General features: G+C 37.6%; 23 protein-coding genes. 8 read left to right on the forward strand and 15 right to left on the reverse strand.

Translation table 11 applies throughout. The annotated features are described in order from the left end of the window. Positions 1–69 precede the first annotated feature (69 nt). The 3 genes from QE429_RS19720 to QE429_RS19730 form a co-directional block, all read right to left on the reverse strand. On the reverse strand, positions 70–840 hold the full coding sequence (locus tag QE429_RS19720) for a DUF2268 domain-containing putative Zn-dependent protease (protein WP_307289465.1): 771 nt from the start codon (positions 838–840) through the stop codon (positions 70–72). A 132-nt stretch (positions 841–972) separates the two neighbouring features. Beyond that, entirely contained in the window at positions 973–2,211 is a 1,239-nt protein-coding gene (gene fabF / locus QE429_RS19725; protein WP_307289466.1) for a beta-ketoacyl-ACP synthase II, read from the reverse strand. Positions 2,212–2,314: 103 nt separating this feature from the next. Continuing rightward, positions 2,315–3,247, reverse strand: coding sequence for a beta-ketoacyl-ACP synthase III (locus QE429_RS19730; protein WP_307289467.1), 933 nt, complete (start codon positions 3,245–3,247; stop codon positions 2,315–2,317). A 355-nt stretch (positions 3,248–3,602) separates the two neighbouring features. On the opposite strand from QE429_RS19730, the gene QE429_RS19735 reads away from it, so the two are divergent. Further along, the gene (locus tag QE429_RS19735) at positions 3,603–3,851 is read left to right on the forward strand and encodes a hypothetical protein (protein WP_307289469.1); all 249 of its coding nucleotides are present in this window, start codon (positions 3,603–3,605) and stop codon (positions 3,849–3,851) included. A 24-nt stretch (positions 3,852–3,875) separates the two neighbouring features. Here the strand turns inward: QE429_RS19735 and QE429_RS19740 are convergent, their stop codons facing one another. The 4 genes from QE429_RS19740 to QE429_RS19755 form a co-directional block, all read right to left on the reverse strand. Next, positions 3,876–4,076, reverse strand: coding sequence for a ComZ family protein (locus tag QE429_RS19740; protein ID WP_307289471.1), 201 nt, complete (start codon positions 4,074–4,076; stop codon positions 3,876–3,878). 17 nt (positions 4,077–4,093) lie between these two features. Then, positions 4,094–5,047 (reverse strand): BMP family ABC transporter substrate-binding protein, encoded by a 954-nt coding sequence (locus QE429_RS19745; protein WP_307289472.1) that lies wholly within the window; start codon positions 5,045–5,047, stop codon positions 4,094–4,096. Between the two features lie 143 nt (positions 5,048–5,190). Then, on the reverse strand, positions 5,191–6,027 hold the full coding sequence (locus QE429_RS19750) for a Rossmann-fold NAD(P)-binding domain-containing protein (protein ID WP_307289474.1): 837 nt from the start codon (positions 6,025–6,027) through the stop codon (positions 5,191–5,193). Between the two features lie 79 nt (positions 6,028–6,106). Then, positions 6,107–6,829: a lipase family protein gene (locus tag QE429_RS19755; RefSeq protein ID WP_307289476.1), complete on the reverse strand. Its 723-nt coding sequence runs from the start codon at positions 6,827–6,829 to the stop codon at positions 6,107–6,109. 171 nt (positions 6,830–7,000) lie between these two features. Here QE429_RS19755 and QE429_RS19760 point away from each other — a divergent pair, with 171 nt between their 5' ends. Beyond that, positions 7,001–7,186, forward strand: coding sequence for a YjzD family protein (locus QE429_RS19760; protein WP_307289477.1), 186 nt, complete (start codon positions 7,001–7,003; stop codon positions 7,184–7,186). Between the two features lie 87 nt (positions 7,187–7,273). On the opposite strand, the gene clpB is transcribed toward QE429_RS19760, so the two are convergent. Together clpB and QE429_RS19770 are read right to left on the reverse strand one after the other, a co-directional pair. Then, positions 7,274–9,868, reverse strand: a complete 2,595-nt coding sequence (gene clpB / locus QE429_RS19765; RefSeq protein WP_307289478.1) for an ATP-dependent chaperone ClpB — start codon at positions 9,866–9,868, stop codon at positions 7,274–7,276. A gap of 119 nt (positions 9,869–9,987) precedes the next feature. Next, positions 9,988–10,167 (reverse strand): YjzC family protein, encoded by a 180-nt coding sequence (locus tag QE429_RS19770; protein WP_307289479.1) that lies wholly within the window; start codon positions 10,165–10,167, stop codon positions 9,988–9,990. Between the two features lie 267 nt (positions 10,168–10,434). On the opposite strand from QE429_RS19770, the gene QE429_RS19775 reads away from it, so the two are divergent. Beyond that, positions 10,435–11,127, forward strand: a complete 693-nt coding sequence (locus QE429_RS19775) for a Crp/Fnr family transcriptional regulator (protein WP_307289481.1) — start codon at positions 10,435–10,437, stop codon at positions 11,125–11,127. Between the two features lie 123 nt (positions 11,128–11,250). On the opposite strand, the gene mobB is transcribed toward QE429_RS19775, so the two are convergent. Together mobB and QE429_RS19785 are read right to left on the reverse strand one after the other, a co-directional pair. Next, positions 11,251–11,787 (reverse strand): molybdopterin-guanine dinucleotide biosynthesis protein B, encoded by a 537-nt coding sequence (mobB, locus tag QE429_RS19780; RefSeq protein WP_307289483.1) that lies wholly within the window; start codon positions 11,785–11,787, stop codon positions 11,251–11,253. Then, entirely contained in the window at positions 11,775–13,040 is a 1,266-nt protein-coding gene (locus QE429_RS19785) for a molybdopterin molybdotransferase MoeA (RefSeq protein ID WP_307289485.1), read from the reverse strand. Before QE429_RS19785 ends, mobB begins: the two co-directional genes overlap by 13 nt. A 237-nt stretch (positions 13,041–13,277) precedes the next feature. On the opposite strand from QE429_RS19785, the gene ric reads away from it, so the two are divergent. Then, the gene (gene ric, locus QE429_RS19790) at positions 13,278–13,976 is read left to right on the forward strand and encodes an iron-sulfur cluster repair di-iron protein (RefSeq protein ID WP_307289488.1); all 699 of its coding nucleotides are present in this window, start codon (positions 13,278–13,280) and stop codon (positions 13,974–13,976) included. A 235-nt stretch (positions 13,977–14,211) separates the two neighbouring features. On the opposite strand, the gene moaA is transcribed toward ric, so the two are convergent. After that, positions 14,212–15,228, reverse strand: coding sequence for a GTP 3',8-cyclase MoaA (moaA, locus tag QE429_RS19795; protein WP_307289489.1), 1,017 nt, complete (start codon positions 15,226–15,228; stop codon positions 14,212–14,214). A gap of 278 nt (positions 15,229–15,506) precedes the next feature. Here moaA and QE429_RS19800 point away from each other — a divergent pair, with 278 nt between their 5' ends. Further along, positions 15,507–16,205 carry a Crp/Fnr family transcriptional regulator gene (locus QE429_RS19800; protein WP_307289490.1) on the forward strand — a complete coding sequence of 233 codons (699 nt, stop codon included), beginning with the start codon at positions 15,507–15,509 and terminating at the stop codon, positions 16,203–16,205. Positions 16,206–16,256: 51 nt separating this feature from the next. Here QE429_RS19800 and QE429_RS19805 read toward each other — a convergent pair whose 3' ends face one another. Both QE429_RS19805 and QE429_RS19810 read right to left on the reverse strand, forming a co-directional pair. Continuing rightward, positions 16,257–17,384: a TIGR04053 family radical SAM/SPASM domain-containing protein gene (locus QE429_RS19805; protein WP_307289491.1), complete on the reverse strand. Its 1,128-nt coding sequence runs from the start codon at positions 17,382–17,384 to the stop codon at positions 16,257–16,259. A 436-nt stretch (positions 17,385–17,820) separates the two neighbouring features. Next, positions 17,821–18,129, reverse strand: coding sequence for a metal-sulfur cluster assembly factor (locus tag QE429_RS19810; RefSeq protein ID WP_307289493.1), 309 nt, complete (start codon positions 18,127–18,129; stop codon positions 17,821–17,823). 248 nt (positions 18,130–18,377) lie between these two features. Between QE429_RS19810 and QE429_RS19815 the strand changes: the two genes are divergently transcribed. The 3 genes from QE429_RS19815 to QE429_RS19825 all read left to right on the forward strand — a co-directional run bounded on the left by QE429_RS19815 (position 18,378) and on the right by QE429_RS19825 (position 19,642). Further along, a complete protein-coding gene (locus QE429_RS19815; RefSeq protein WP_307289494.1) occupies positions 18,378–19,193 on the forward strand; it encodes a Cof-type HAD-IIB family hydrolase in 816 nt (271 codons plus the stop codon). 109 nt (positions 19,194–19,302) lie between these two features. Continuing rightward, on the forward strand, positions 19,303–19,455 hold the full coding sequence (locus QE429_RS19820; protein WP_307289495.1) for a hypothetical protein: 153 nt from the start codon (positions 19,303–19,305) through the stop codon (positions 19,453–19,455). A 1-nt stretch (position 19,456) separates the two neighbouring features. Next, entirely contained in the window at positions 19,457–19,642 is a 186-nt protein-coding gene (locus QE429_RS19825) for a DUF3813 domain-containing protein (protein ID WP_307289496.1), read from the forward strand. Between the two features lie 47 nt (positions 19,643–19,689). Here QE429_RS19825 and QE429_RS19830 read toward each other — a convergent pair whose 3' ends face one another. Beyond that, a complete protein-coding gene (locus tag QE429_RS19830; RefSeq protein ID WP_307289497.1) occupies positions 19,690–20,454 on the reverse strand; it encodes a BsuPI-related putative proteinase inhibitor in 765 nt (254 codons plus the stop codon). Positions 20,455–20,460 lie beyond the last annotated feature (6 nt).

A 20,460-nucleotide genomic window follows, 5' to 3' on the forward strand; every position in this document is an offset into this window, starting at 1 on the left:
AATAATTTTCAGAATAATAATAACAAAAAAAACCTGATTTCACAGGCTTTTTCAAGTTATACAAATTTTTCACTCTACATAATGATCCGCTGGTATTTCAAAAGAAAGTTTTGTAGAATAATTATGGTTTTTGTAATATTTCTCAATAATGTTATATCCTACGGCATAGCCTAATAACTTCGGAGCTCTTCCCCCTCCAAATAATAGTTCATCGTGAACTCTTTCATTCTTTTTTACATCCAATTGTTTTTTTAGAAATTTATTCCAAAAATACATTAACTCCTTTTCTGTATACATACTACACCATTCTGCTAAATATTCCTTTCCACAGTGTTTTAATACTGCATATTCAGCCAACCCTTCAATAACTAAGGAATCTAATAGTGTATAATCTTCTATCTGTTTCCCCATTGCACTTAGTCTGCACACATGATGATACTCATGAACAAACAATGCTTCAATTTCTTTATGATCTTCGTAGAAAGAAAGGAATAAAAACATTTTATCAGGAAAAGAAACTCCTCCCTTTCTCCTGGAACTTCTATTAAAAATACCTCTTGATTGAGCGATTGGAAAAACAAAAATGGGGATATCCGGGCCGTTCCACTTACTCTTATACTGTTTATGCAGTCGCTCTACCTGATCCCAAACCTTTTGTTGAGTGATTTTGTCAAAAGAATCCTTTGAAGAGCGAGATGGCTGATACATCCCAAATTCCAACAATTGATGATAAATTTGCCTTGATGTTTTTTTATGAAAATGTGGTCGTAGTTTTTCACAAATTTTTAATGGGTTATCGAAATTTTCCACTAACCATTCATCTGTTCGAATAACTCCCATACCCTCACCTCCGAAGGTCTGATTTCACTATTATCCATTTTATGTTGCAATGGTTTTAGTTGTTCTTACTCTTTAGAGAGGGATGAATACAAAAAAACCGACCAGACATTTGTCTGGTCGGTTTTATAATTATTACTCATATTTTTTAAATACGATGGTTGCGTTATGTCCACCGAAACCAAGTGAATTACTCATTGCTGCTTTAATTTCTTTTGGTCGTGCTTTATTTACTACATAATCCAAATCACATTCCGGATCTGGTGTTTCATAATTAATAGTTGGCGGTAGGATACTATCTCTCATAGCTAACAAAGTGAAAATTGCTTCTACTCCACCTGCGGCACCTAGTAGATGGCCTGTCATTGATTTAGTAGAACTCATCGCGAGCTTATAGGCATAATCTCCGAATACTTCCTTTACTGCTAATGTTTCAAATTTATCATTATATTCGGTACTTGTACCATGAGCATTGATATAATCAATATCCTGAGGTTGTAATCCGCCATCATTAATCGCCATCTTCATTGCACGAGCACCGCCCTCACCGCCTGGTGCTGGTGCCGTGATATGATAAGCATCACCTGTCGCTCCATATCCGACGATTTCTGCATAAATGTTAGCTCCACGTGCAAGAGCATGTTCTAACTCTTCAAGAATGATAATTCCCGCACCTTCACCAATGACGAATCCATCACGGTTTTTATCAAACGGTCTGCTTGCTGTATTTGGATCTGGATTTGTAGATAGTGCAGTATTTGCACAAAAACCAGCCACTGACATTTTTGTAATTGGCGCTTCTGCACCACCAGTTACCATTACATCTGCGTCTCCGCGTTGAATGACTTTAAAAGCATCACCAATGGAATTTGTTCCAGTGGCACACGCTGTTACTGTACATGAGTTAAAGCCTCTTGCTCCAAGGGTAATGGATACTTGGCCAGTGGCCATATCAGGAATTAGCATTGGAACAAAGAATGGACTAACGCGCTTGTACCCTCTTTTCTGAAAGGTTTCATACTGTTGTTCAAACGTCTCCATTCCACCAATACCGGAACCAATCCACACTCCCACTCTTTCTGAATTCTCTTCATTAATGGTTAGGTTGGCGTCCTTTACAGCCATAAGAGCACTCGCAACAGCATATTGCGTAAATCGGTCCATTTTACGAGCATCTTTTTTATCCATAAATACTTCTGGATTAAAGTCTTTCAACTCGGCAGCTACCTTCGCTGGGTATTCGTCTGCATTGACTCTTGTCAATGGACCAATACCTGATTTCCCCTCAATAATCCCCTTCCATGTTGTTTCAACATCGTTACCAAGCGGAGTCACCGCTCCAACGCCTGTTACTACAACCCTGCGTTTTTCCATTAGTACATCTCCTTTTCAACTAACTTATCCCATTTTTTGTAATAGTAATTGTTATTTTAAACTAATTCAACTTTTACGATGGCAGACAATTTCAACTCTATTATTATTTACCCCAACGGATCGCAATAGCTCCCCATGTTAGGCCGCCGCCAAAACCGACCATTACAATTACGTCATCATCTTTTATTTTTCCTGCTTCCAACTCCTCAACAATGGAGATAGGAATGGATGCAGCTGATGTATTTCCATATTTATGAACAGTTTTAGACATTTTTTCAACAGGCAGTTCCAATCTTTGACGAGAAGCTTCCATGATTCGAATATTCGCTTGATGCGGAATTAGGAAATCGACATCCTCCTTCGTCAAACCAGCCTTTTCAAGTACGTTTAGACTACTCTCTCCCATCTGTCTAACAGCAAATTTAAAGACTTCTCTACCATTCATAATGATATATTCGTCTTGATATAAATGTTTGGCACCTGTACCATCTGCACCTAGCTCGAAAGACAAGATTCCACGATTTTCTGACACTGGACCCATAATCGCAGCTCCTGCTCCGTCCCCGAAGAGGACAGCAGTATTTCGATCATTCCAATCAGTTATTTTAGAAAGTTTTTCCACCCCCACTACAAGTACGTATTTATAAACAGAGGTTTCAATAAATTGTTTGGCCGTAACCATTCCATACATGAATCCTGCGCAAGCAGCACTTATATCCATTGCCGCTGCCTTTGTAGCACCTAATTTCTCTTGAATCCTACAAGCAACAGAAGGGAATGGTGTATCCGGTGTAACCGTAGCTACTAAGATTAAATCGATCTCCTCAGCAGTAATACCAGCATGCTTTATGGCCTCTTCCGCCGCCGCTAACGCCATGTCTGATGTATCAATATCATCTGTAGCAATTCTCCGCTCTTCAATTCCTGTTCTGGTACGAATCCACTCATCAGAGGTATCCATCATTTTCTCTAAATCTTGATTAGTGACTATCTTCTCTGGTAAATACCTACCAATTCCGACAATACCAGCTCTCACACATTCCATCTCCTTTTTATTTAACGATCTCTTTATCCAAGGATTAATATCAATTATTATGACTTGGTACTAATATTATCAAAAAGACCCCATTTTTAGCAACTGTTTCTTCTTCAACTTCTCCGCTAAAGTACATTCCTTTTATTCGTTTAGTCATATTCTATAAGAAAAGCGCAAGCGCCTTGGTCAGCCCCGACAGGCAAATGTTCTTCGCCAAGAAAAGTCGCTCTTTGACTTTACTTGCCGAAGGTTATTTGACCCGAGGGGCTAGGCGATGGAGCTGGACAATTCCTGAATTCGAATTGTATACATTCTTATTATGAAATAAAGAGGACATCGAAAGGAGGTTCCAATTATGGAAGAACGGAAGCAGACTGAGGAAAGGAAAACCGATCGTTTTACGAGCTTAATGCTCGGTCATGATAGACAACATCCTGGCCATGATCAGCAGCAAAATCCTCCTCAACACCAAGCAACTATTGATTATGTAGAACTTATGGAAAATATAGATACATTAATGGAATCAGTAAAGGGATTTAAACCCCTATTTAAAAAAGTATCTCCATTTATCGATCAATTATGGAAAAAAATAAAGGCTGACTAAAAAGTCAGCCTTTCCAACTATTATTTATGAGTGTTTCAATTCACTTAAAGCACTTTCTCTGCCAAGTTCATATGCTTCTTCCATAACTTTTGTAAATAAATTCATGAATGGCTGGATTAACTCCATCGATAATTCAATACCTGCCTGATCCAATTGTTCTTTTGCCTCTGGTAAATACTTCATCGCGATTTGCATAAATTGTAATGTATGATCTTGATTATTCATTATGTACTCCTTCAATATTATTTAGGCAATTTGCCAGATTCCTTATATTCCTCAATGTGTTTGTTCATTTTCTCAATGAAATCTTTCTTAACTAATGGACTGTACTTTCCAAGTGAAATCACGTTATCTTTAAAATCAAAGGACAAATTCCCGGATTTCAATTCCCCTTTGTTATATTGGTCAGCTACTTTCTCATACAATTTATCAACCTGTTGGATTGTGCTGGTTAAAACTGTTGATTCTCCTAAGTCAGACTGTTCTGAGACATAGCCGATAACAAATAGGCCTTTTTCCTTCACTCTTTCAATTACAGGAACATTGTAGCCATCACCAGCAGGATACACCACATCAACCCCATTTTGCAACATATGATCTACCAATTGTAATGCCTTTGTTTCGTCATCCCAATTTCCGACATATTCTATGCTAACATTGGTATCCTTATTTTCTGCTAGTGCACCTTGATAAAACCCTTCAATTTCAGGTTGCCACTCATAAGCAGCTAATACGCCAACCTTATGATTATTTGACATATGAGCAGCAACCATCCCTCCAAAAAACCCCATCGCATGTGCTTTAAAATTAAGACTTGTTGTATTTGTATTCTTTGCATCTCCATTAAAGCTGACAAAATGTATTTTAGGGAAATCTTTAGAGATTTTATTAAAATACTCTGCATATTCCGCTCCATGACCAAAAATAAGGTTTACCCCTTTTTGGTCAAATTCTTCAATCGCGCGTCTGACTACAGCTTCTGAATTCATGTCTTCTTTATAAAATACTTCAACGTTAAATTTTGATTGGATCTTTAACATCCCTTTGAACCCCTTGGTTCCCCATACTTGATCATTTACAGTTTCAGGAACTAGCAAGCCTACTTTTTGTAATTTTCCTGAGGACTTTTGTTCTGTACAAGCTCCAAGTCCAAGTAAGAGTAGACATAAAAGAATGGTTTTGAACCGCTTTAGCATTCCATGCAACTCCTTAATACACCGGTCATTTCTTCAACGATTTTCTCATTTACAAATAGCAAAAAATTCAGCTATGTGTAAGGACCGTTTTTCCCTTAATTCTACTCTTTGAATACAAAAATGAAAAGACACATTTTTCCTTTTTACAAACTAGTCTGATATAAACGGCGTACATGGTCGACTTGCTGAGCTAAAGAATCAGCGATTGAAGTGATCTTTTGTACAGGTACTGTCACCACTTGCTCTTTGATTTTTACAGTTCCTTTAATGGCAGTTTTTGTTATCCTGTCATCTAATTGAAGATAAGTAGCGCATTCTGACCAATAGTTTTGTTTGCCACTTTGAAGCATATATCGGCCAGATTTTTCTGATTTAATTAACTCAAACATAGTTTCCAACGCATCATTAACAAATAGAGTATCCACTGTCCACTCTCTATCGCCTTTTTGGATATTGGCTTCTCGAATGGTCGAAAGGATGGCTTGTTGAAACAAAAAAGATTCAGGCTGCCAAGGACCGTATATAGAAGGTAAATAAAAAACATGGATACCCTGCACAATTTGGTTCAGCTGTTCCAAAAACCCTTCTACCTGTCTATCAGTGTTTGCTTCGAGTTCTTGGACCGGAAGGAGAATTACAATTTCCACATTGGCAGGATTTTTCTCAATATAGTCCTGAATTGGTTTCATAACGCTCTTCTTCAAAATGTGAGTTTCTTTTTGAAGAATGTACCAGTCATAAATGGAAAATACAAGTACAGTTTTGGATTGTTCCTCTTCTCTAGCAGTATGCCAATTAGAGAAGGACTGTTCAATAAAGTTTGCATTCCTACCTACCTCTAGCCTTTTCTCTTCATAATTTGGTATCTCTTCTTTTTCCTCGAAGGAAATACCAATAACCTCAATCCCTTGATTTAAGAGGGTTTGGCAAATATGAAAGTTTACAAAATCAAATACACCAAAAATAATAGCCTTGTCCATTCACTTTTCCTCCCCGTTTTTCCTTATTGAATCCTATGCCAATTAATAAGGAAATATTTCTTTTGGGGAGTTGTGTGAATTAAAGGATAGATTCATGACTGCTCATAAATTTGATAAATATCTTGCCTAACTGTGGCTTTTTTTCGGGAAGAATAAAAGTAGGATGAATATCTGAAGTGCTGATAATTTGTTGATACATTTTTGTCTTTGAGTAGGATTTCCCGTTGGCAAGTACATGGATTACCTTTAGTGGGCAGTTTTCATTTATATAAATTGAATCTTCCATGTTAAAAATCTTTTCTTCAATTACTCTTTGATCCTCATGATAGGCAGTAGATAACTCCTTCAACAACTTTTTATAAAAAAACTTATGCTCCTTCTCCAATTCAAGATGATGTTTTAAAGATAGGATGGGATTAAGGAGAATAACCGACCGAATGCTGCCCTTCATTTTTTCCATTAATCTTAGAGCAACAAGTGCACCCATACCTTCTGCTAAGATATGGATTTTATTATTCATTATTTCATTTCGTATCACATACTGGTATAACCGTTGAGCAAGCTCGACAGCATGATCGCTCCCCCAGTTTCGCCCATAAAGATTTGAGGAAAAAATGGTGTACCCTTTTTCTTTTAGTTCATTAATAATAGCTAGCTTTCCTTCATTCTGTGTCCAAAAGGATTTACTTTCATCCACAAAATGCCTTTCATCTCCAATAATCAAGATCCCAAATCCTGTGGGCTTTTCAGGGTAATGAATGATGTTCCATTGGGTATCCATAAGAAAATTTCGATGTTCCATTGATAAATCTCCTTTTACATATTTCCTCAAGGTATTGTATGCCATTTCACAAAAGATGAAAGGGAGTTTGCCCATTTAATGTTGAAAAACAAAAAGCTGATTTTTCTATATTTTTTTGATAGGGTATGGTAATATAAAAATTGATGTAAAATAGGTATGAGGTGAATAATCATGCAATACTTTTGGACTTTTTTCTGGTCATTTCTTTTAGTACACATGCTTACATATGTAATTAGCTCTATGTCAGGAGTTAGTTACGATTTTGTATCGGGTACAATTGCTGCAGTTGTAGTGACAATTTTAGTTTTCGTTGTTTCTTCAATTATTCCAAACGAACCTGTTGCTGAAAAACACTAATTAACATCCCTACAGTTTAGGAATGTAAAAAAAGAGGCTGACTTTTTGATCGTTAAAAGTCAGTCTCTTTTTCTTTACACATTGATGTCATGAAATCTTTAAACTTACTTCACCATTTTCAATAATGACTTCCACAGTTGAATGTTCATGGACGCGCCCACTTATTATTTCACGTGCTAATTTTGTTTCAATATTTCTTTGAATATAACGCTTTAAAGGCCTTGCACCATAAATAGGGTCAAATCCATTTTCGGCAATAAATGCTTGAGCATCTTCTCTTATAGTAATGTCGATATGTTGCTGTCTCAATCTATTTTGTAATTCCCTCATCATTTTTACGACAATATTTTTAATCTCTCCTTGAGTAAGAGGTTTGAAAAGAATGGTTTCATCAATTCTGTTTAAAAATTCTGGACGGAAATGTGTTCTTAATTGGCTTATCACCATTTCTCTCGTTCCATCCGAAATTCCCGATTCATTATCACGTCGTTCTAATAAGAATTGTGATCCGATGTTAGAGGTCATGATAATCACTGTATTTTTAAAGTCCACCACTCTGCCTTGTGAATCCGTTATTCTTCCATCATCAAGAGCCTGTAAAAGAATATTAAACACTTCAGGATGTGCCTTTTCTATTTCATCCATTAATATGACTGAATAAGGCCGACGTCTAACCGCTTCTGTCAGTTGCCCTCCCTCTTCATATCCTATATAGCCAGGTGGTGCTCCAATTAAACGTGAAACAGCATGCTTCTCCATATATTCTGACATATCGATCCGAACAATATGTTCCTCACTATCAAATAATGACTCTGCTAGTGCCTTTGCAAGCTCCGTTTTCCCCACACCTGTAGGACCTAAGAATAAAAATGAACCTATAGGACGGTTGGGATCCTTAATTCCGGCCCGTGCTCTTAGCACTGCATCTGCCACTAAGTTGACTGCTTCATCCTGACCAATTACTCTTTCATGCAAAATAGATTCTAGCTTCAACAGCTTTTCTCTTTCCCCTTCAACCAACTTTGAGAGTGGAATACCTGTCCATCTTGATACAATATTGGATATCTCTTCGCCTGTTACTTCTTCACGGAGTAAACGGTCATCCCCTACTATATCCTGTTCTAACTCTTTCAGTTCTTTTTCTGTTAATGGAATTTGTCCATGGCGAAGCTCCGCCGCTCGGTTTAAATCATATTTATCCTCAGCCTGTTGAAGCTCTCTCCTAAGTTTTTCAAGTTGTTCCCTTTTCTCTTGTAATTTCTGGATTCCCTGTTTTTCTTGGAGCCATTTTGCTTTCATCATATTTGCTTGTTCTTTTAAATCTGCCAATTCCTTTTGTAGTGAATCTAGTCTAACTTTGCTTCCCTCGTCACTTTCCTTTTTTAATGCTGCCTCTTCAATTTCAAGTTGCATAACCCTTCTTGTCACTTCATCTAGTTCAGTTGGCATAGAATCAATTTCTGTCCGTATCAAGGCGCAAGCTTCGTCAACAAGGTCGATTGCCTTATCTGGCAAAAAGCGATCGGTAATATAGCGGTCTGAAAGGGTTGCCGCAGCTACTAGAGCGTGGTCATGAATTTTTACCCCATGGTGAACTTCAAATCTTTCTTTTAAACCTCTTAATATGGAGATAGTGTCTTCTACATCGGGTTCCTGGACAAGGACCTGTTGGAATCTCCGTTCAAGTGCAGGATCTTTTTCAATATATTTTCGGTGTTCATCAAGAGTGGTAGCACCGATACAGTGCAACTCTCCACGAGCAAGCATTGGTTTAAGCATATTTCCTGCATCCATTGCTCCCTCCGTTTTACCTGCTCCTACAATTGTATGGATCTCGTCTATAAAAAGCAGGATTCGCCCTTCGCTTTTTTTAATCTCATTTAATACAGATTTTAATCTTTCTTCAAATTCGCCTCTAAATTTTGCCCCAGCAATTAAAGCGCTCATGTCTAATGAAAAGATGGTCTTATCCTTGAGACCTTCCGGTACGTCTTTTCTGACAATCCGCTGGGCTAACCCTTCTACAATGGCCGTTTTACCAACTCCTGGTTCGCCAATTAAAACAGGATTATTTTTTGTTTTCCTCGATAAAATTCTAATGACATTACGAATTTCTGTGTCTCTACCAATTACAGGATCCAGTTTACCGGCTTTAACTTCAGCAACCAGATCTCTTCCGTATTTCTTTAGCGCATCATATCCTGCTTCTGGATTTTGTGAAGTCACTCGCTGGTTCCCCCTTATATCTTTTATTGCTTTTAAGACGTTTTCTGGCGTATAACCAAAAGATTGTAAAATCTTTTTCATTTGAGAATCGGGAGCATAGCATGCAGCTAACAATATATGTTCTACAGAAATATATTCATCATTAAATTTACCCGCAAATTCCTCTGCACTAACGAGTAATTGTTGAAGCTTAGCTGTTATATATAATTTTCCTTGTTCAACCCCACTCCCAGTAACCTGAGGTATTCTTGCCATTGATTCAATTAATTTTCCTTGAACTTTATTAGTCGATATACCGGTCCTTTCAAGGATTGAAGCAACAAGACTATCCTCTTGATCTAATAACGACAAGAATAAATGTGGTTCATCCACTTCTTGATGATTATTTTTCACAGCGAGTGACTGAGCATTCATCAATCCTTGTTGAAATCGTTCTGTCATTCGGTTTAAGTCCATACATCCCACTCCTATTTGACCATTTTTGACCTTAAGTTAATTATAAAACAATCCTTTCAAAAAAGTAAATTTTTTTACAGAAGAAAAGCCACCCATATGGATGACTTTCTCTCTATGCATTAAGGTTTTCTTTGGTAAGTCCAAACACGTTCATCGTTGGACGTTTCTGGAAACGGGTCTCCTGCTTTAAGCTTTATTTTTTTGGGATTTTTCACATTATCTCCCGTCTCCCCCACTTCAATATATATACCATTATTCGGTGCTTTTTTCCCTGATTTAAACTGGTGGTTTTGGCCCATGATTTTCCCTCCTTATCGTCTACATTTATATTATTTCCTTTTCTCTAAAGACCATTAAAGGAAGTTCCTTCAAGTTCTCACAGGGTTCGACATTATTTCCTAAGAAATATCATGGAACATGAAAATATGACGATTGTATGAACTTATTCCACAATTATTGCTAAATATTCTTTGTTGACAATATAATTATAGTAAAAATATACCTGTAAATTTGACTGTGATGGTTCATTCAGACGGTTAATTTGACCTTTAAAGGTGGTTAGAATTATGCAGTCAGTAAAAGAAATACCCATAACCCTTTCCCATCTCTTTGATACTGTTCACCATTTGCGAAAGATTGAAAAAGGAAGCTTTCTTTTTCAAGAAGGATCAACAGCTCATGAATTATTTATCATTCAGAGTGGGATTCTGCAAATCAGTAAAATTATCCCTGATGGAAGAGAGCTCACCCTTAGAATGTGCACGAAGGGGGACCTTGTGGGTGAATTAAATTTATTTTCCCCTGCTTCTAAATTTTCATTAAGTGCACGTGTCATTGAAAGCGGAGAAGTGGCTGTAATAAAAAAGGATGTTCTTGAGGAGAAACTCTCACAAAATCTTCCGCTTTCCATTGAATTCATTCAATGGATGAGTCAACAATATCGAAAGAATCAAACGAAGTTTCGAGACCTAGTACTTCATGGAAAAAAGGGCGCATTGTATTCCACTTTAATTCGCATAAGTAATAGCTATGGGATTAAAACTAATAAAGGCATTTTGGTTGAACTGCCATTAACCAATCAAGAATTAGCGAATTTTTGCGGCACTTCTCGGGAAGTGGTCAATCGACTTCTTAGTGACTTAAGAAAAACAAATATTATTTCTATTGATAAAGGTGTTATTACTATTCATGAATTAGATTTCTTAAAAAGAGAAATCGATTGTGAGGATTGTCCAATTGAAATATGTAAAGTAGACTAAGAAGAAGAAAAGCCGGTCATGCTGACCGGCTTTTTTCTTGTCTCTGTTAAAATTGCCTGTTGATTTCCGCTCCAATCAACAGGGTTTATAAATCAACACTGGTCTTTAACAAAGCCTTTTTATCTAATTTTGGTTAAATTGATTTTTGACAAAGTGGATTGTCCAATTTATCGATGTTTCGTCAGTGATTAAAAATGATGGTCCTGTCCACTTCTTTGGAATAAGATTTTTTATTTCCTCACTCCAACAGATTGTTGCAATTACATTATTTAATTTTCCGAGTAAGGGGATGTCAGTAGGTTCTCTTACCAATAATAACTTAGGATAGTGCTCTTGTTTATAGCCCTCGATAAGTATAACATCGGGCTTAAAAAACGTTAAAAGCTCTATTTGGTCTCCGAGATTGCAATCATAATCTTCTGCTTGTAGTAGCAATCTTCCATCCCCTTCAACAATTGCTGCAATGGCACCAGAACGTAGATGTTTGCCTGTGTCCTTTGACATCCAAGTATCCGGCTTTCCACCATGACCATGGTGTTTGATTGTTACTGTGCGGAACTGATGTGCCTTCAATTGGTGTACTACCTTAGAAGAAAAAGTAGTTTTTCCGCTATTTTGGTACCCAACTACCTGAAAAACAACCGGCTTTACCAAGGCCATTCACTACCGGTTTGGTCCTCCAATAAAAGAACGTCAACTTCACTACCTGCTGTAAAACCCCGGGTCCCTCCTGGAAGGATGATCAATGAGTTTGCACCAGCTAAGCTCATTATAATGTTCGATTTATCCAGACCACTCGGTGTAGATTTTAGCCTACCTCCTTCAATAAAGGTTGAACTTCGAACAAACCTAGTAAAAGGATTTGCTTTTGGAAAGTCTACATCAAGCTCAGCCAGTTCTTTACGCAAATGCGGTCTTTCTGAAAATAACATTCTTCGTAGAATTGGACGGACAAACAGTTCAAAACCAACATAACATGCAGATGGATTACCTGAAAGGCCAAATAATATTTTTTCCTTAAATCGAGAAACTGTGGTCACACTGCCAGGACGCATCGCTACTTTATTAAATAAAACTTCAGCGCCTAGCTTTTCATATATAGCAGGAAGATAATCATAATCTCCAACGGATACTCCACCAGTTGTAATTAAAACATCTACTTTCTCTAATGCTTCCTTAACCGCTTCAAAACAAGTATCAAACTCATCTGGCAGCTTCCCAAAGTAATGGACAATGCCTCCTGCCCGCTCTATCTGTGCAGCGATCATATGTGAATTACTATTTCGGATTTTCCCTGGAACTAATTCTTCATCCACCTCTAAAAGCTCTGTACCTGTAGCAAATAGACCCACAAGCGGTTTTTTTGCTACTGGGACTTCATGATAACCGAAAGTAGCAAGCATGGCCTGGATACCTGGATTAATCAGAGTTCCTTTTTTAACTAGGATTTCTCCTGCCTTTGCATCTTCACCAGTGAAAGATACATTTTCTCCTTTTTGAAATGACCGCTTAATCGACATATAAGGAATGCCATTCTTTTCATAATCCTTTGCCACCTCAAACATAACCACTGCATCGGTTCCTTCTGGCATCATGGCTCCTGTCATGATTCTGACAGCCTGATTTTGACCAATTAATTTACTTGATACCATTCCAGCACCAATGTGATCAACCACTTCAAATTCAATCGGATTTGATTGAGAAGCCTCACTAGTATCGATAGACCTTACTGCGAAACCATCATACGGAGCTCGATCAAAATGGGGAACATCACTTGTTGCAATCAAATCCTTGGATAAAAAACGACCATAGCTCTCATTTATCGATATGTATTCAGTCGCACCCAATATCTGGGATTCCATCACTTTTTTAACTGCTTCTCCTATCGGGATAGGGTTTCTTCTTTCAAACATTCTATTCACTCCTGCCTAAAACGGGTAGTTTTTACTGTATATATATAAAACAACTATTATTCATTATAAGCCTATAGAAAACGTGGTAACATATCAAATGTCACATATTCATCATTCTTTGTCTAAATAAATAAAAAATCATATTAAATGTGTGATATAGGTCACCTAGTTTCTCTTTTTTTTCCGTTATGCTTATCTCAAGAAAGAAACAGCTTAACATTCTAAGGAGGACTATATATGACTTTCCCATTTAATACTAATTCATTAGTTAAAGATATTGTAAACGAATTACCAAAAACAAGTGACGTATTCAAGAAAAACCGCATTGATTTTTGTTGTGGTGGTAATATTACACTTTCAGATGCAGCGGGTCAAAATGGACTAAATATTGACCATTTATTAGCAGAATTAGAAGAAGTCTTTCAGAAGTTTGAAAATGCTGAAAAGAATGTAGAGGTTTGGACTGATTCTGATTCAAATACCATTATCAATCATATCATTACCAATTACCACCGTGCTTCTGCAGAAGAATTATCCATGCTTAGTCCATATGTAACAAAGGTATCCCGTGTACACGGCGATAATCACCCAGAGTTATTAAAGGTCTATGAGCTATTTTATGAATTTAAGAAAGAACTGATGGAGCATATGGAAAAAGAAGAGGTTGTTGTCTTTCCATTAATTAAACAGCTTGCTGACGGAACAGTAGAAAACCGTGAAGAAGCAATCAATATGATTGTTGAACTTGAGAAAGAGCATGACCATGCAGGTGAAATTTTACGGGAGATTAGAGCCGTCACATCCGATTATGCCCTTCCATTAGATGCTTGCGGCACATACCGCTTAGTCTATGCGCGGTTAGAAGCACTTGAAGGGTTGACCTTCATGCATGTACATCTTGAAAATAATATCCTGTTTCCACGGTACCTATCATAATCAGAAGACTGCCTCAATCACACGAGGCAGTCTCTTTTTTATAAGAAAAGCGCACGCGCCTTGGTCAGCCCCGACAGGCAAATGTTCTTCGGCAAGAAAAGTCCGCCTTTTGACTTTTATTGCCGAAGGTTATTTGACCCGAGGGGCTAGGCGCTGGAGCTGGACAATTCTCGAAGTCGAATTTTATACTTTCCTATAATATAAAAAAGAAAAACTCTCTTGCATGTGAAGAGAGTTATCCGCCAATATAAGACATTTCAATTTTTTTACGATTTTTATTTGTTTCTGCCGTTCTTTCATCAGAATATCGATCATCCCTACCATTCCAAATAGCAATAATTCGATTCCGGATTTCTTCATCTGTCGCACCATTGCGCATAAAATTACGTATATCATGGCCATTTCCATTAAACAAGCACGTAAAGAGTTGGCCATTTGCTGAAAGTCGTGACCTTGTACAGCTTGAGCAGAATGACTCAGAAACAGATGTAATGAAGCCAACATTTACATTTGCACCCTTATAACGATATAACTTTGCAACTTCTCCAAAATAAGCAGGATCGACCGGTTCAAGTTCAAAATGCTCTTTAAGCATATGGTACATTTCCTTTTTGGTCACTACATCGTCCATTTTCCAGCCATTTGTTGAGCCAACGTCCATAAATTCAATATAACGCAATTCCAATCCGTTCTTTTTACAATATTCCGCCATTGGAACTATCTCTGTATCATTTAAACCTTTTTTTACTACCATATTAACTTTAACACCCAAACCAGCTTGTTTCGCAGCCTCTATCCCTTCTAAGACTGGTACTGTTCCTACACCTCGTCCATTTATCTTGCCAAATAATTCATCATTCAAGGTATCTAGACTAACATTTACTCTTTTGAGTCCTGCAGTTTTTAAGTCCTCTGCAAGTTTTGGGAGCAATACACCATTGGTCGTTAATCCGATATCACTTAGTCCTTCAATAGCAGATAATTTTTCAACAAGAATAGGGATATCCTTTCTTAACAGCGGCTCACCACCAGTTAAGCGAATTTTCTCAACACCTAAGCTGACAAAAATTTTAGCCAGCCGCTCGATTTCTTCATACGTTAGCAACGCGCTCTTGGGAAGAAATTCAAAATCAGGCCCGAATTGCTCTGCTGGCATACAGTATTGACAGCGAAAATTACAGCGGTCAATGACAGAAATTCTTAGATCGCGTAATGGTCTATTTAATTTATCTTTAATAATGTTTTTTTCCATTCCTATCAACTCCATTTAAGGAAGCAATTTAAACTAAGTGTAACAGTCTTTTGAAAAATAGACTGTTACTTTATTCACTATAACTATACTTTTAATTAATTCTTATCTTAACAGATGTTCATTCATGAAGAAATGATTGTTTTTGGAAAAAACGTTTGAGTTTTCACTATATTGTCATTGTTTACCCCTACCTATTGCTTAATATTGGGATAGAATGATACTAACGAATCCGAAAAGTAAAAATGTCAGGTATAAAATTGATCCTAGAGGTGAACCGAATGAATACAACTATTAAACCAACTCATTCCATTGAGATAAAAGAATTACTTCGATTTGCAGATCGGAGATTTAGAAGTGAGAGAGGGAGTTTCTTATTTCAGGAAGGCATGCAAGCGGAGGAACTCTACATTATCATTTCTGGAAAAGTACAAATCAGCAAAATCACTTCAGATGGACGTGAACTCTCATTAAGAATTTGCGGTGCAAACGATATTTGTGGTGAACTAACTCTCTTTACGGATAACCCAAGGTATTTATTGAGTGCCAAGGTTGTAGAAGAGGGAGATATTGTTGCAATTAAAAAAGATGTGATTGAAAGTGAAATTTTCCAAAATAGTAAGCTTGCTTTTGAATTTATGAAATGGATGAGTGACCATTTTAGAAAAACACAGACTAAATTCCGTGACCTTGTTCTAAACGGGAAACGCGGAGCTCTTTTCTCCACTCTTATTCGGATGTCAAACAGCTATGGCATTCAAAAAGATAACGCGATTCTTATTGACTTACCACTAACGAATCAAGAACTAGCAAACTTCTGTGGGACCTCAAGAGAAAGTACTAATCGAATTCTTAGTGATTTAAAAAAAGATCATATTATTTCTGTCAAACGTGGAAAGATTACGATATTAGACCTTCAATATTTAAAAGATGAAATAGGCTGCGAAAATTGTCCTGCTGTGTACTGTAGCATCGAATAGTTACCCTATAGATTCATGAAGAGGCTGACAACGAGTCAGCCTCTTTATCTTTTACTTTTGATCCTGTTTCTCACGTTGTGCTTTCGGAATATAGACACAGAATGGTTCGCTTTCCAAATAGTCACCCGTCATAGCATATGCTCTTGATCTAGATCCACCACAAACATGACGGAATTCACAAACACCACATTTTCCTTTATAAAGGTCAGGATTCCGTAATGATTTAAAAATTGGTGACTCCCGGTAAATTTCAGCCAATGGCTGATCTCTTACATTCCCTGCTTTTACCGGTAAAAGTCCGCTAGGATACACATCTCCAATATGTGAGATAAAGACAAAACCATTACCATCATTAACGCCTTTCGGAGCTCGTCCCAAACCATCGATGGACCCTGTTAATCCCTGTTCAGTTAATGCGCTTAAATAATCTATCTCGGCTGTATGTTCCCTAGCTTCGCGCATTTTTTGCTGGATGACTACACGGCGATAATGCTGGGCTGCTGTTGTTTTTATATCAAAGGAAACCCGTTTGCTTAAATCATAAAGCCATCTAAACACCTTTTCGTGTTCAACTGGGGAAATCATATCAGATTCTTGTCCTCTGCCGGTCGGTACAAGAAAAAAGACACTCCACAATACACAGTTTAAATCCTCAACCATTTTTGCCATTTCATCGAGATAATTGATATTATATCTTGAAATAACAGTATTAATTTGGATAGGAATTTCCAGCTCATGTAAATATTTTATTCGTTCCATCGTTAGATCGAATGATCCTGCCGTACCCCGGAAATGGTCATGTACTTCTGCTGTAGGTCCATCGATACTAAACGCCCAACGAGAAAGCCCCACCTCTTTTGCCTTTTCAATCGCTTCTTTCTTTACATTTGGCGTGGCACTCGGAGTCATAGATACTCGAACACCTTTTTTAACAGCATATTTCGCTATATCAAATACATCCTCCCGCATTAAAGGATCTCCTCCGGTAAAGACTAGCATCGGATTGTTCATTTCATATATTTGATCAATTAATTGCTTTCCTTCCTCATAGGAAAGTTCACGGGGATCTCTTCTATATTGTGCTTCAGCCCGACAATGTAAACACTTTAACTGGCAAGCACGGGTTAGTTCCCAAATAACGATAAATGGGTCTTTATTGAAATCTCGGCTAAAAGCCATATGAAACGCCTCCTAAAACGGCCATTTCAACTCTCAAACAGCCTTAATACTCTGTATTATAAAGGTGTTTATAGTTAAAAAAAGTGAACTACCTCACAGACTGGAAGAGATATATGGACGTTTTGTGAATGGCATTAAATAAAAGGCTGTGTAAAAGAAGACTGTTGATTTATACAGCCTGTTGATTGGAGCGGAAGGCACGAAGAACCTCGAAAATGCTACCGCATTTCCTTCGTGCGGTGATAATTCGATGGAGCTTATTCAATGTCCTGTGGGAGTATGGTTCAGGGGAGACCCCACAGACGCTTGCGTCCAGGAGGCTCACCGAAACACCTACGGACCGCTCGTGCCTGGAGCGGAAATTAACAGGCATGTTTAACAGAGCCAAATAAAAAAACAGTGGAAAGATTCCACTGCTTTCTAAAAGTTCAATATCTTATCGAATCCCTAAAGCAATTTTTGCATAGCGGGACATCATTTCCTTATTCCAAGGCGGATTCCATACGATATTTACTTCTACGTCCTTAACTTCAGGAATATCTGCCAGGGCTCTCTTAACCTGGTCTACAATTGTTCCAGCTAACGGACAGCCCATTGATGTTAATGTCATATCAATAGTAAGATTTCCTTCATCGTCCATTTCGGTCTTATATACTAAACCTAAATTAACTATATCTACACCTAGTTCTGGGTCAATAACTAATTCAAGGGCACCCATAATATTTTCTCTTAAATCCTCATTCATTTCATTTCCGCTCCTTTAAATGGTACGATTTATAACAGTATTTACTTTTATATAAAAAGTATATCGGTTTTCACCCCATCTTGGTGTGAAATTTTTTACAGGTTGGATATATAATTGTTAACATAGTAAATATAGAAATAAAAGTCCATTGTTTTTGAAACTCATTAAATGTAGTGTATCATGCAGTCCAATATTTTACTAAAAGTATGCATTTAATCGAGAAATTCATTAGGATAAAAGGAGTTCACATGGCAGAGAGACATTTAATCGCATTAGATTTAGATGGGACATTGCTCAAAGATGATAAAACCATCTCTTTAAAAACCAAACAAATTATTAACAAGGCGAGAGCAGAAGGTCATATTGTGATGATTGCAACCGGGCGTCCATATCGTTCAAGTGAAATGTATTATCGTGAGTTAAATTTGGACACGCCTATTGTTAATTTTAACGGAGCATTTATGCACCATCCTCTGGACCCTAACTGGGGATTTTATCATGAACCACTGGATGTTAAAGTGGCAAAGGACATCGTGGAAGCCTGCAGAAGCTTTCATTTTCATAACATCATTGCAGAAGTAATAGATGATGTGTATTTTCATTATCATGATGAGAAGCTTTTAGATATATTCAGCTTTGGAAATCCAAAGATTACGACTGGTGACCTTGCTGAATTCTTACAAGATTCTCCAACGAGTATGTTAATTCACACAGAAGAAGATCAATTGCAAACGATCCGTCAGCACTTATCAGATGTCCATGCAGAAGTAATTGATCACCGCAGCTGGGCTGCACCTTGGCATGTGATTGAAATTATTAAGATTGGATTAAATAAAGCTGTTGGTTTAAAGAAGGCATCGGATTATTTTGGTATTCCGGCAGAAAGAATCATTGCTTTTGGGGACGAGGATAATGATCTTGAAATGCTTGAATATGCTGGCCACGGAATCGCTATGGGGAATGCCATAGACCAAGTAAAAAACATTGCAAATGATGTAACTTTAAGCAATGAACAAGATGGTGTAGGAGAATATTTAGCAGATTTGTTAAATCTAAAAATATAAGCCAATTCCCCATTGTTTTCCTAAATGAACATCCTTCTCTTTGAGCATACTATTACCTGAGGCAGCGGTGCTGTTTCAATCAAAGCTTGAGCATATTGGAGGGATTCGAATGGGTAAACGAAACAAATCAAAACGCTTTGTCCAGCAAGGAGTGGATACAGTCAGCAAGCATGACGAACGTATCCCCTATCACATGACCTACGCTGAAGCGGAAGCTCAGAAAATGGCCAATGTGCATGAATCCTCGCTTGGAGGAATATAACATGGGAAACCAATTGTTCCAGGAAGCACGGAGATTTGTTGAAATGGCGAAGTCTGCCAACCCAGCTGAACTTGATTCTTCTGTAGCAAAGGCGAAGAATGCACTTAGTTCTGCCTTTGCCAACTCGACAGCAGCAGAACAGGCACAGCTCCAACAAATGCAACAAGAGCTTGAACAGATCAGATAGCTGCACGAAAAGCGGAAGCACCCATTACGGGTGCTTCTGCTTTTTTATTACCTAAATTGTTCTAGGACTACCGGATAAGGATGAAGGATTGCCCCTTCCTTGCCTCGTTCATATAAATTCATTATTAATGAACCGTTCGGTGGAAGATTTTCTTTAGGAAGATGAACCTTAAGCTGAAATGTTCTCCATTCTGCCTCTTCCTTAGGTACCTCAATCCTTGTTTCATTAATGTACTGCTTATGGCCGTCCTCAACTGTATAATAACCATTACCATTTGCTGCTTTTGTTTCACCGGTTACTACATACTCTCCTTTGGTACCTGACACCTTAACATTACGAAAAACCTGGTTCACTTCTGGAACGGTAAATTTTTGAACATTCCTTAGCTTGACTCGATTAGTGATTGGTTGTTCATTCAACCTAATGGGACGGAAAGTAGTATGAACGGTGTATTCTCCGGGTGGAATCCGTCTACCCTTAAATTGATAATTCCATTTTTCAATCCGTCTAAAGGTTTGATGTGGTTCTATACTAACTGTTTGAAAAGCCTGTAAAAAATATCGTCCTTTTGAATAGTCATATACTTCCTTGCCTGAATCATCTGTAATGGTCATTTCTATTAATTGGGATGTCGGGAATTCAAAATGAAGCGGGACGTCCCCGGTGTTTTCAAGGACAATTTCTAATCTCACCATTTCAGGTTCCACAGTAGGGACAACATAAAAACGATAATCCAGTTCGTTCACCCCATTTGTCACTGTTTTTGTCATTGATGGAACGAGTAACATTATGATACAAAATAGTATTCGCATGCTGAT

This window comes from Bacillus sp. SORGH_AS_0510 (assembly GCF_030818775.1).
In the GTDB taxonomy this organism is placed as follows: Bacteria; Bacillota; Bacilli; order Bacillales; family Cytobacillaceae; genus Neobacillus.